This window comes from Paenibacillus sp. FSL R7-269, assembly GCF_000517865.1.
In the GTDB taxonomy this organism is placed as follows: domain Bacteria; phylum Bacillota; class Bacilli; order Paenibacillales; family Paenibacillaceae; genus Paenibacillus_AQ.
Genome location: NZ_ASPS01000021.1, coordinates 26,468 through 39,518 on the forward strand (window position 1 = coordinate 26,468; position 13,051 = coordinate 39,518).

Here is a 13,051-nt window from a genome sequence, read left to right on the forward strand (position 1 = left end):
ATATTGATTCTCACTCTCAGGTGAGAAGACAGGTATTGATACTCAGGAGGTTATTGAAGATATGCGACAGATGAGACAAAGAATGGTGTACTGCATGGCGATAGCATTGATATTGGTAATGACAGCTTGCTCTAACAACAGTGGACAGGCCAAAGTTGCCGCAGACGCCGAGACAGATTTCCGGGTAGTAGGCAGTGAGAAAGGCGAGATTAAAATCCCCGCCCACCCGGCCAGAGTGATTGGCTTGTCTGTGGTCTACCCGGAATTCCTGCAGGCCCTGGGGGTTACGCCTGTTGCTGTACAGAACTACCAGGAGGAGTTCCCGACCTATCTAGAGGAGCCGTTCAAGGATACGCTGAAGATGGGCATAGCCCAAACCCCGAATTTCGAAATGATTCTCTCAGCCAATCCTGATCTGATCCTCGCCCCTACGTGGTGGTCGGCTAAGGATTATGACCAGTTGTCCGGGATCGCTCCGACGGTTCTGCTGCCGCAGCGGGATGACTGGCGGGATGAGCTGAAGGATATCGCCGGGGTACTCGGCAAAACGGAGCTTGCAGAGAAGGTAATCAAGGATCTGGAGACTCAGGAGGCGGAAGCCAAACAGAAGCTGGATGATCTGGTGGGTAATGAAACGGTGATGTACATGATGGTGATGCCGGGCAGCTTCGTTCTTTACGGAGATCAGATTGACCGCGGAAAATTCCTTCATACTACGCTTGGGCTGGAGATGATCCCGAATTTTCCAACTAAGGACCCTTCCTTATCCATCTCGCTTGAGAAGCTGCCTGAGTATAATCCCGATCACATTTTCCTCCAGTTGAATAACGAGGACGATGCCGGGGTGAAGAAAACCTATGAGGATCTGCTGAAGAGTCCATTATGGAAGAACATGACGGCGGTCAAAAAAAACCAGGTCTATACCATGGCCGGCAAGGATTGGTTCAATCTGGGGATGTCTCCTATGGCTAACCGTTATGCGGTGGATGCAGTGCTTCAAGCCTTTGAAGGCAACTCCAAATAAAGGGGGACTTCAGATGGGCAACACTGGCGAGCTCCAGCGGGCTGAACGTTATTACATCTGCCCCGAAGCTATTGAGAACGCAGTGGTTACTTTACGACTGACCGAATTATGTATGCCCGCACATGCTGAGCATCTGCTTACCACTTATGCTTCCATGCTCGGGACTGAGGATAAACGGATAGCGGCAGCCATCTTCTGCACATGGATCGCCGGAATCTGCGGAGCCAAATACGTACTGCTCACAGCTGCAGACCCGCTGGCTCATGCCTTGCGACTGAATAACCTGTCTGTGCAGCTCATCCGCACAGAGGGGTATCCCGAATTCGCCTTTCCTATCCATAACTACCGGGAGGGTATCTATGACCGGAACGGGAATGGAAATGAGATCATAGACGAACTTGGGTGGTTCTACACGAACGAGGTCAGACCGATTATTGCGGCACTTGCTGAGGCTTCACAGACCAAAGCGGTAATGCTGTGGAAGCATGTCTATAATCAGTTGTATACTTTTATCGAAGAGGATGCTCTTGATGCTCCCAGTGAGTGCCATCGCAACCTGATCCACGGGCAATTCCAAGCTGTAATCTGGGAGTTGAAGCCGGAGGTATTCGGACTTCGCAGCAATCCGTTCCGTATCACCCCCAAGTTCAGGACGGACCCACACTCTCCGCACGATACGATATCTGTGAAAGCTACCTGCTGTCTGGCCTATAAGCTCAGAGCGGATCATGACTATTGCGGCGGATGTCCTATAATCTCTACAGCTGGGAATTCCCAGCTACCTGTCTCATGGAAAGATCAATGGTAATTACCGTTGATCTTTTTTCTATTTTATACCATTTAATGGGTTATTACCTTAGTCGGGCTGAAGCACAAACACATATGATAACAAGTAATAATATATGGGGAGGTAACCGAAATGAATAAGAAAAATAGAAAACATTCCTGTATTCCCACAGATCCAATTAGAAAATGTTTTGTGAAAAAAGAGATTGTTAAAACATTTGTCACCGTTAGATACGATCCATGTATTGAAAGCTGTTGTACAACAACAAAAAAAATCGGCTGTAAGCCCATCCCCTGTCACACCGTGCCTTGCAAACCCTATATACCCTGCAAGCCCTGGAAAAAGCCTAAGCACAGATGTTAGTAAAAGGCCGTTGCAATCACAGAGCAAACCTGAATTCACAGGTTTGCTCTGTATTTGTTCTTCCTGTCATATTCATTGATAGGATTGACTCGGCTTATCCAATAGAAATTTATTAAAGAAATTTAACATACTTCCCTCTACAAGAATATCCGCCATATTCCGACATATTATTTAAGAGCTTTCGCTCTAATACATATCCGGGAGATGACCTATGTCACAGTTAATTCAAAAACGGCCAGTCCGTTCAACCAGCATTGCCAACACATTGGCCATTGTACTGCTAGTCATTATTCTTGTCGTCTTCTCGATTCTGGGTACCTTCTTCTATTCCAGCACCCGAAGCATTCTGGTCAGCCAGCAAGAGTCGATGCTGATGACCAAGACGCAGGGAATTGTCAGCCAGTTCGATGCTTTGTTCAAGGAGAAGGGCGCACTGGTCAAACAAATGTCCACCAACTCGATTTTCCAAAAATATATTGAGAGCACTACACCAGATCAAATCACCACCTCCCCCCACGCCGCAGAAGCACTCGCAACACTGGCGGACATTGTAAAGTCAGAGCCCTCCTTCGCCGATGCCTGGGTTGCCGGGTTATCCGGGAAGGGATATTTCCTCCAAAATGACGGTCTGGCCTCTAACTCAGACTTCGATATCCGCGCCCGCCCATACTTCAAGCCCGTATCTGAATCCCAGGGTCTCTATTATTCTGAGCCTTACGCCGATGTCATTAGCGGCAAAATGCTGATGGGCATTTTCTATCCGATTCTGAATGACAGCAGCCAAATGATCGGCTTCATTGCCGCAGATATTGCCTTCGATGACATCCCGGAGATCATGCAGAGCTATTCCTTGGGAACTACCGGGTTCTCCGTTCTGGCTACCCGCTCAGGCGATATTCTCTACCATCCGGATAAAGCCAAAGTGTTGAAGGAGAAGATTACAGACAGTCCGGGCGATCTCGGGGCCATCGGCAAAAAAATGATTAACGGCGAATCCGGCGTATCACTCATTGATGATAATGGTGACCCCCGTTATATCGGTTATGCCACCAGCAAGGATACCGGATGGTCTGTAGGCTTAACCATTACCCGGCAGGAGGCGCTTAGCGAGCTGACGTCCTTCACCCGGACGACCATCACCGGTTTTGCTGTGGCCGCTTTGGTCCTGGTGTTCATCTGTTATCTCACACTGCGCTACCTGTTACGCTCCATTCCAAAACTGCTGGCCGCTATCAAACGGATTGCAGACGGAGACCTGACTGTTCAGCTCAATGATGCCTCCCGCAATGAAATCGGACAGATTGCTCATGGCATCGCGGGCATGGTCCAGAAGATTCAGGGCATGATTCAGGTGATCCATAATACGACTCAGGTGCTGGCCCAGTCTTCCCAGAACCTGCAAGCCATCTCTACCAAAACCGCTATTACCATGAACGAAACGGCTACGGCCATCAATGAAATAGCGAATGCCACCAACTACCAGTCTGCTGAATCCGAGAGCATTCTCCACAAAACCGGTGCATTATCGGATCAAATTGACGAAATCACCAGTGATGCCCAGACTGTAGGAACCATGGTACAGACCTCAGCAGAGCTCAGCAGTTCCGGTCTTGACTTGGTGGAGCAGCTCTCCAAGGCCGCAGAAGACAATCACCGATCTACACAGGCGATGTCATCGCTCATTGAGGATATTGATCTGAGCCGTCATGAGATTTCGGGTATTGTAGGCACAGTGAATCAAATAGCGACGCAGACCAATCTGCTGGCCCTTAATGCTTCCATTGAAGCGGCACGGGCAGGTGAACATGGCAGAGGTTTTGCCGTGGTGGCTGGTGAGGTGCGTAAGCTTGCCGAGCAAACAGCCCGCGCTACCGAGGAAATTTACAAGAAGGTCAGCGCCATTGAAGAAAAAACAAGTCTGTCCGTAGAACACACTACGCTTAACCTTACGATTGCGGAGGAGAATGCCAAATCTGTCGAGAATGCGAAGCAGGTCTTCTTCAGCTTGAACAGCGACCTGGAGGAGCTTAAGGTACGGATGCTGCAGATCAGCAATAACACTTCGATTGTCCACAAGCACAAGGATGAGATTCTGCAGGCGATTGAGGTCATCTCGTCCACCACAGAGGAGAATTCCGCCTCCACTGAAGAGGTTAGCGCCAACACGCAAGAACAGCTAGGCAGTATTGAGCAGGTCGCTGAACTGTCCAGAGAGCTGAGCCAAATCTCGCAGAAGCTGGAGGAAGAGCTGAGGCAGTTCAAGCTGGAATAACGGGGTATGCAAAAACACCGCCAAGTGAATCTATCACTTGGCGGTGTTTTTTAAATCGGGAGTTTTCAGTTCGGCCGGCCTACTTCAACATATATTTGGTAATCGTCTTAGGCGCGTAACTCCTCGTAATGTACAGCTCCCCGCCTCCAGCATAAATGTAATTATGCCCGGTTTCATAGTCGTGCCATAACGTGGAGAGATGATATTTGATCTGCAGGTTCGCCGGGTCCAGCACATAGAAATCCTCCTTGGCAATATCCCCCTCGAAGGTCTCAGGATCAACGACAGCCGGACGCTCCTGCCATTGGTACTGCTTCTCGACCGTAATCTCGCCCGATGGTGTTATCCGGCAGTACCATTCGCGGTCCCCGGCTTCACCGATCTGCTGCTTGCCGAGTAATTGGTTGTCTTTGCTGTACAATTTATAGACGTTGTCGCTCTGGATCAGATAGTTGTTGCCTGTCGTATCAATCCGATCCATCTTGTTCACAGGACGCACCCACTTCTTGGTGCCGTTAGCGTCATAGCCGAATAACAGCCAGGTATCGCTACTACTCATCTTAATCAGGAACGACCCGCCGCGAAGCGGATACACCTGGAAATCAGGATATTTAACTGCTTTGGGAGCGGTGTAGGTAACCAGTGGTTTCGTCAGAGTATCCAGACTCCGGTATACACTGACTTTGTTTGTATCCAGCTCCTTATGTACCACATAGCCGTTCGGCAGCACATCAATCACCCCTGAGGCCCATTTGCCGGTCAGCTTAAGCTTGCGTACCTGCTTCCCGTCCTGACTGTACTCGGTAATACCACGAGAAGCTACATTGCCGCTAACCAAGGCTTGAATCACTATATTTCCGTTATCCAGCACCACCGGCGAGTAGGACCCGGTTATGGTTTTGGTCCATTTCCGTTTGCCGTTCGAATCAACAACGGTAAGATCATAGGGTTTGCCGCCCCACATTTTATAGAAATAGCTGTAGCCGTTACTGGCCGTAAAGAAACGATTGGCAGTAAACGGCTTGTCGTTGGCCATGTCCGAATAGTCATATACCCAGTTGGCAGAACCGTTAATGCGGTCAATGGATGCGTACAACATGCCCGAAGACTTCGTCTTGGAAGGGGCTACGGTTACGGTCTTGACTAGCGGAATGAACATCCGATTCTTACTCTGTAAGGTGTCTATAGTGCCCCAGAAGCTAATGCCATCCGGCAGCGTATAGCTCCATTCCGGCTTGGGGAGCTGTTCAATGACTTTCCCCGCAGCCGATGAGCGCCCGGGAAGCAGTACCTGTGCAGCCAGTAATAATGCAAAACCTGCCGCGAAGAATTTCAATCGTTTTGAATTCATAACTCCTATCCCTCTTTTACTATGTATTAATGTTCCAACCTGAATTATTATATGACCACGCAGACAATAAGGACAGGTTATAAATGGATGCTATTTAACAGGTGTGTCCGGCAGCATTCCCGGCGGGTTTGCCAGTAACCCGGGCTGTCCATTACAATGACAGTAGACAGGCTGAAAGTGCCAATTCCCGGGAGGAGAAGATGACATGGAAGCATGGAACCGTGCCGCATGGGGGCAATTAACGGTTGATGAGAAAATGCACGCGATGCAGGAAGTACTTAAGCAGTTACCCGCTGGCTTCAAGTGGCTGCGGCTCGATAGGTTCGAACGTTACGGCCAGTCTCTGGAAACAGGGGTATTCATGTACGAGGGCAGTGAATATGTGTTCGTGCCGGGCGACTCGGTGACCCTGGGCCGTTCAGAAGTACATATGTATGCGAAGATGTCCCCCCTCCGAGAAGCTGTAATCGGGCCGTTGCTTGTTCAGCGCTCGCCGCAATCCGCAGGCTGGTATGAATGTCCGCTGGTCCGGCTCGACCCGGAAGAGGATGAAGATGTGCTCGAAGCCATCGAGGAGTTCCGTCAGGGGCCGCACACCAGCTATGAGTTCTCCCAGTATTTCCGGCTGGAGCGGGACGGCGAACAGATCGTGCTGTTCCTGTTCGACGACAGCGAATCTTTCGGGGACTGGTGCGAGGCGGAGCTGCCTGCGGGCTTCGCCCTGCCGACTGAGGATGAATGGGAGTATCTGTACGGCGCAGGCACCCGGACGCTGTTCCCGTGGGGCGACGAGATAGACGAATCCATGCAGCTCAGGCATGTGCCCGGTTCAAGTAAGGCTAATGCTGAAGACCCGTATCCGCTGGAGCTGCCGAATGCGTTCGGGCTATGTTTTCCCGGTGATCCTTACAAGAAGGAGCTGGTCCTCACACCGGAAGGCATCACCGGCAAAGGCGGCGACGGCGGCTGCAATCTGCACGGCGGGCAAGGCGTTGCTCTAGGGTATCTTCCAACTGCGACCGCTTTCCGCGATCCTTATGAGAGCGAGCTGGAATGGGAGGATCTGCTGGATTGCCTGGTGTACCGGCGGATTGTAAGACTGTAGCTTATCTAAATATGGTCAAAAGCCGCCCTTCCTTCGCATCTGCGAAGCCGGGCGGCTTATTAGATTCCATTATTAATGTTAATACAGCTTCATAGGCTATCGGTTTCACACACCCTGTGCTACAAGCTCTCTCTGGGCTGAAGCTGTTGAAGCTGCTCCTTCTGTGTCCGAATCCAGGCTCTTATCCAGTTCCTCCACACGTGCCACATTCAGTTCCTGCTCATTCTGATGAAGCTCCTTGACCATATTCCTGTAGATATGGGCTTCCTGACGGTCCAGCCCGTCACGATTCTCTTTCATGATCCAGGTTTCCACGGTTCGCTTGAGAATTTCGCCTTTTCGTTCTAACAGTTTCGTATAAGTCAACGTTTCTTCATTCCCTTCCTGATGCTTAGAGTTCATACGCCGGGGTACGCTCAAATGTAACTTCCGGCGTAACGTCTATTATTATACGGGAAAGACCCGGCTCACCCAATGCGGAGCATCCGGGCTCACACTGGGTGAGCCGTGCTGAGCGCAGAAGAGGCTAACTCAGCAGACAAGGTTCGTAAACATTCGGATGGATGCTCCCATATGCGGCAGGATACATAATGCCAGGACGATACGGGTTCAGCATACGTCTCAGTCGTTATAACTCCGCAGCTCCACACGGAACATGCTGCCCCCCGCATCTCCGGCACAATGACAAATAAGCTAAGCGTTTAGCATAAAAAATACAATACCAAAGAGCCTGTGTCTAACGATGCAGGCTCTTCGTTTGGAGAGGATATTCCAGCAGGTGCTAGAATAAAAAGTCGTTTCCACTCGAATTCTGTCAGGGAATTAGCTTATAATGATCACACTGCGGCTTGACCGAGGATGGAACAGGACCAAGCAATCCAGAATAACCCCAAGGAGGAAGTCCATTGTATAAGGTGCTGATTGTAGATGATGAAGTTTTTGTGCGGAAGGGCTTGATCCGGATTCTAAGTGAATGCTCGCCGCAATTCGAAATTTGTGGTGAAGCCGAGAACGGGGAGCAAGCGCTTACCCTGATTGAACAATTGAACCCGGAGCTGGTGATTGCCGATATCCGTATGCCTGTGCTGGACGGGCTGGGACTGATCAAGAAAGTGAAGACGGAGCTTGTGCAGGAGCCGATTTTTATTATTTTGAGCGGATATGCCGACTTCTCCTATGCCCAGCAAGCCTTCCGGTACAATGTGTCCGATTATATCCTCAAGCCGGTTGACGAACAGGAGCTTACGGTTGCGCTAGGCAAAATCGCCCATATGTTGAACAAGAAGCAGCTCCTCTCTATCACCCGTGAAAAGCCTCTGGTTGAGACGGTCATCGAAAGCCTGCTGCAGACAGAACCTGATGATCAGGTCATGGGGCGGATCGCCTACGCGCTGGAGCTTCCTCTCACCTCTTCCTATACGTATCTCATCGTAGAAATGCAGGATCAGCTCCCCGCCGGAGAAGTCGATTACCTGCCTGCACTGAAGGACTCGCTGCTGCGTTATTTCCGCCAAGAGGCTCAGACTCTGCTCCTTCATGTACGCACTAACAATCAATACGGGGTGATCGTGCCCGGCCATTGGGTCGATGATCCTAATCCATCCCCGTGGGGAGGCTACCGCACAATGCTGGATGCACTGGAGCGGGAGCTTGGAACAACCATCGCTTTGTTCGTTGGCCGGACGGTAAGCCATCTCAAGCAGATTGCAGACTCCGGGACCAGTGCCGAGAAATGCCTCCAGTACCGTTTTGCCGCCGGCTTCGAAGGCATTTATATGGCGGACGAGCTGCTGGAGCTGCCCTTATACTATTTCGACATCGATGAAGGATTGCACAGCAAGCTGATTTACGAGGTCGAAGCCAATGACAACAAGGGTTACAGCTCAACTGTGGACGCTATCTTCACCCTGTTCCAAGAGCGCCACTTCGCCCCCGGAGCGGTGACGAACACGATCCGGCGCAGCATGATTGCCATCATTAATATTATCCGGCAGCTCGAAGGTGACGAGAATACGCTGCAATGGATGAATGAGCTGCTCAACTGGCCGCTGAAGTACCGAAATCTGAATCAGCTGAAGCAGATATTCCAGCAGTTTATCGCCGAAGCCGCAGAATATATCGCAGAGAAGCGCGGCGGCAAGAGCGAGGGCAATATTGAAAAAATCAAAAAATACATCGACGGGCATTACCGTGAAAATATCTACCTCAAGGGTATTGCCGCCGATTTCGATATGAACCCTGTCTATCTTGGACAGTTATTCCGCAAAACCTACGGAGTGTATTTCAATGAATACCTGCTGACCCTGCGGATTGAGGAGGCCAAACGCCTGCTGCGGCAAACCAAGAAGCGGATGTACGAAATCGCGGAGCTGGTCGGCTTCCAGAATGCGGATTATTTTGCCACCCAGTTTGAAAAGCTTGAGAATATGACGCCAACCGATTATCGCAATATGATGATTGGGCAGTAAATAAGGAGGCTCCCTGCCGTGTTCAACTTCCGTCTGAATCATATGAAGCTTAGAAGCAAGCTGATTGTCATCTACATTGTATGCGTGTTCATTCCGATCATCCTGACCAATGTAATGTTCTATCAGGTGACCACCGCCAATATCAAGAATCAGAAGACCGCGGATGCCGAGCAGGCGATGAATCTGCTGCAGGCTGAGCTGAGGACCGTCATTGAAGATGCAGCAGGCATATCCTACCTCTACTCTATTGACCGGCAGCTGATCCAGCATCTGAATACCACCTATGCTTCAACAGACCGCTATGTGGAGTCGCTGAACGCCATATCGAATCTGTTCAACCGGACCGACAAAGAGAACAAGGTGCTGAGCTCCTCGGTGATTATGACCGACAATCCAACCGTTCTGGCCTCAGCCCATATCATTAAGCTGGAGGACAGTATGCGCCAGCAGGACTGGTATAAGCAGATCAGTAAGTTCAGCAACACCCACCCTCATCTCTATGTAACGCCCGACAGCATCAGCGTGATCCAGCGCCTTACCGACCGCAGGCTGGAGACCTACGAGCATGTGCTCAAAATCGACCTGAACATGAACCATATCCAGCAGATTCTGGATTTATCCAGCTTCAGCGGTGATTTCTATATTCTCGACCCGTCGGGCCAGGCCCGCTTCGGCCGTCTCTCCAGCGGTCAGCCCAGCGGGCTGATTACTGCGGCGCATACCCTGACCCCAACTGAGATTCCCAAGCCTAAGCAGGCCATTGTGATCGACAAGACCTACCAGAATAACCGTTATCTAAGCGGCTGGTCGATTTACGGCGTCCTGGATGAGACCCTTATTTTGTCTGACGTCAGACAATCCGGGCAATTTATCCTCTGGTTCGCCGGCATTAACTTCCTGGTTCCTACCATCGTAATTATGATCATGTCCCGTTCGATCCACACGCGTATCAAGAACATCTTGAAGCATATGAAGTCTGTAAAAGACAAAAACTTCGGACTGATCCCCTACCACCTGGAGCGGGATGAGATTGGCGAGCTTACCGTTGAGTTCAACCGAATGAGTAAACGCATAGAGAACTTGATTAATGATGTATATGTTGCAGAAATACAGAAGAAGGAGCTTGAGCTGAGGCAACGGCAGGCCCAGCTGCATGCGCTGCACAGCCAGATCAACCCTCACTTCCTGTTCAATGCGCTGGAGACGATCCGGATGCGGAGTATGATGAAGGGCGAGACGCAGACGGCCCGGACGATTCAGAACATGGCGAAGATTTTCCGTAAATCAATCATGTGGAAGAGCAGCTTCGTTACGATCCGCGAGGAGCTTGAATTAATCGAGAGCTTCCTGGAGATTCAGAAATACCGCTTCGACAACAAGCTTGAATATCACATCGAGGTGGACCAGTCACTGCTGAGCATTGAAATTCCGAAGATGGCCTTCCTTCCGTATGTTGAGAACGCCAGTATTCACGGGATTGAGAATATAGCGGGCATCGGATATATCAACATTCAGATCGCCCAGGAGAACGGACAGATTGTCTTCGTCATTGCAGATAACGGTGTGGGCATGGACCAGGCAAAAATCAGTGAGCTTATGCATTACCTGGAAGATGCGTCCGCCATGGGGGATTCGATCGGGATGAAGAATGTAATCACCCGGCTGAGAATCACCTACGGGGAATCGTTCACCTTCTCCATCACGAGCGAACCCGGAACGGGAACCCGCATTTTGCTGCGTCTGCCCCTGGAGAACAAACAAATAAATAAATAAATAAATATAGGGTATACCTTAATTATTCAAAGACCGATCTAAGGTTTGCCCTGTAACAAAGTTAAACGCTTTCTTTTATAATGAGGATGTTCAATAGCACAAAGTAAAGAAAGGGGATATGAAATGCGTACAAAGAAATGGTTGCAAACCGGACTGGCTGCTGTTATGGCTTCAGCCCTCCTCATTGCCGGCTGCTCGGGCGGCAACAACGGGAACAAGAACAGTGCCAGCGGCAACGACGGCGAGGTAAGCACTGAGCCGGTAACGTTCACTTACTTCGGCTTCGGAGCCAACAAGGATACCATGGCCAGTGATACCACCATCGGTAAGAAGCTTCAGGAACAGACAGGTGTAGACTGGAAAATGGAATACGTAGTTGGCGATGGAAGCACCAAGTCCGGGGTTATGATTGCCGGAGGCGATTATCCTGATGTCATCTCTCCAGTCGGCGAGCTCGCCAAGCTGCTCGATGCAGGTGCATACATTCCGCTCAATGATCTGATTGAGAAGTATGGCCCTAACATCAAGCGTGTCTACGGCGATTATATGAACAAGATCACCAATGAAGACGGCAACATCTATATCCTTCCCTTCACTGCAAATGTAAACGGATACTTATCGCCGCCAGATCCAAGCAGTACCTTCTGGATGCAGAGACGCGTCCTTAAGGAATTCGGTTACCCGGAAGTGAAAACGCTTGACCAGTACTTTGACCTGATTGAGAAATACCAAGCTAAGTACCCTAAGGTGGATGGTAAAGACACCATCGGCTTCGCTACTTTCGCCGGTACAGCCGGTGAATTCTTCACCATCACCAACCAGCCCATGCATCTGGCCGGTTATCCGAATGAAGGCGGCGTCCTAGTGGACATGGAGTCTCATGAAGCCAAGCTGTATCAGGGAACCGAAGATGAGAAGCGCTGGCTGGCTAAATTGAACGAAATGAACGGCAAGGGTCTGGTTGACCCTGAGACGTTCACAGCGAACAAAGACCAGTATCTGGCGAAGCTGACCTCCGGCCGTGTACTCGGATATGTCAACTATTCCTGGCAGATCAACGACGCCACGAACAATCTGAGATCCGCCGGTAATGACGATCTGCGTTACGTTGCCCTTCCTATCGTATTTGACGAAGGCATTAAAGATGCTTATGTTGATCCTCCGTCCTTCGTTAACAACCGCGGGCTGGGTATCTCTGTCAGCGCAAAAGATCCGGTCCGCATCATCAAGTATTTCGACAACCTGCTGACCGATGAGAACCAGAAGCTTGTCGAGTGGGGCATTGAAGGCGAAACTTACACTAAGAACGCTGAAGGCCGTATGGTGATGAGCGAAGAACAGCTGACAAACCGCAACGACAATGATTTCAAACGTAAATTCGGCTTCGCTTATTTCGATTATGAATGGCCGCGTTATGGCGACAATTCCGTGTATGATGACGGCAACGCCCACGTTCCGTTCAACCAGCCGGAAGTTGCAGCTATCAACTACACAGATGGCGACAAAACACTGCTGAAGGCATACAACCTGAAGACCTTCTCCGACTTCTATGCCGAGCCGGTAGAGCGTCCATGGTACCCTGCCTGGAGTATTGAGAAAGAACCGGGCTCCCCTGAGCAGCTCTTCAGCCAGAGAGCCGGCGATTTGCAGCAGAAGTACTATCCTCGTATGGTGCTTGCTGCCCCTGGCCAATTTGAAAAGGTCTGGAGTGAATACCTGGCCGAATACAACAAGCTCGATGCTAAGGGCTACGAAGAATTCATGACTAACAAGATCAAGGACCGCATCGACGGCAAATGGTAAGCGTCCGCTTCCCAGATGCAGCATGATGAACCGGGAAAAGTGAAGCCTGCCTTCACTTTTCCCTTCTACACTTGTTAGCAAAGAGAGAATATGGAGCTTGGAAAG

The 13,051-nt window shown here is 50.3% G+C and carries 9 protein-coding genes; 7 read left to right on the forward strand and 2 right to left on the reverse strand.

What is annotated here, in order from left to right; genetic code table 11:
• Positions 1–61: 61 nt before the first annotated feature.
• The 3 genes from C162_RS10735 to C162_RS10745 all read left to right on the forward strand — a co-directional run bounded on the left by C162_RS10735 (position 62) and on the right by C162_RS10745 (position 4,446).
• The gene (locus tag C162_RS10735; RefSeq protein WP_235218401.1) at positions 62–1,024 is read left to right on the forward strand and encodes an ABC transporter substrate-binding protein; all 963 of its coding nucleotides are present in this window, start codon (positions 62–64) and stop codon (positions 1,022–1,024) included.
• Between the two features lie 13 nt (positions 1,025–1,037).
• Positions 1,038–1,832 (forward strand): (2Fe-2S)-binding protein, encoded by a 795-nt coding sequence (locus C162_RS10740; protein WP_036694298.1) that lies wholly within the window; start codon positions 1,038–1,040, stop codon positions 1,830–1,832.
• 553 nt (positions 1,833–2,385) lie between these two features.
• Positions 2,386–4,446, forward strand: coding sequence for a methyl-accepting chemotaxis protein (locus C162_RS10745; RefSeq protein WP_036694299.1), 2,061 nt, complete (start codon positions 2,386–2,388; stop codon positions 4,444–4,446).
• A 79-nt stretch (positions 4,447–4,525) separates the two neighbouring features.
• Here C162_RS10745 and C162_RS10750 read toward each other — a convergent pair whose 3' ends face one another.
• Entirely contained in the window at positions 4,526–5,797 is a 1,272-nt protein-coding gene (locus tag C162_RS10750) for a hypothetical protein (RefSeq protein WP_156949605.1), read from the reverse strand.
• Positions 5,798–6,002: 205 nt separating this feature from the next.
• Here C162_RS10750 and C162_RS34295 point away from each other — a divergent pair, with 205 nt between their 5' ends.
• A complete protein-coding gene (locus C162_RS34295; protein WP_051493384.1) occupies positions 6,003–6,902 on the forward strand; it encodes an SUMF1/EgtB/PvdO family nonheme iron enzyme in 900 nt (299 codons plus the stop codon).
• A 105-nt stretch (positions 6,903–7,007) separates the two neighbouring features.
• Here the strand turns inward: C162_RS34295 and C162_RS10760 are convergent, their stop codons facing one another.
• The gene (locus C162_RS10760; protein WP_235218402.1) at positions 7,008–7,202 is read right to left on the reverse strand and encodes a hypothetical protein; all 195 of its coding nucleotides are present in this window, start codon (positions 7,200–7,202) and stop codon (positions 7,008–7,010) included.
• A gap of 614 nt (positions 7,203–7,816) precedes the next feature.
• Here C162_RS10760 and C162_RS10765 point away from each other — a divergent pair.
• The 3 genes from C162_RS10765 (at position 7,817) to C162_RS10775 (ending at position 12,946) form a co-directional block, all read left to right on the forward strand.
• Positions 7,817–9,370 (forward strand): response regulator transcription factor, encoded by a 1,554-nt coding sequence (locus tag C162_RS10765; RefSeq protein WP_235218406.1) that lies wholly within the window; start codon positions 7,817–7,819, stop codon positions 9,368–9,370.
• 18 nt (positions 9,371–9,388) lie between these two features.
• Positions 9,389–11,143 carry a sensor histidine kinase gene (locus C162_RS10770; protein WP_051493385.1) on the forward strand — a complete coding sequence of 585 codons (1,755 nt, stop codon included), beginning with the start codon at positions 9,389–9,391 and terminating at the stop codon, positions 11,141–11,143.
• A 123-nt stretch (positions 11,144–11,266) separates the two neighbouring features.
• Entirely contained in the window at positions 11,267–12,946 is a 1,680-nt protein-coding gene (locus C162_RS10775; protein ID WP_036694304.1) for an ABC transporter substrate-binding protein, read from the forward strand.
• Positions 12,947–13,051: the final 105 nt, after the last annotated feature.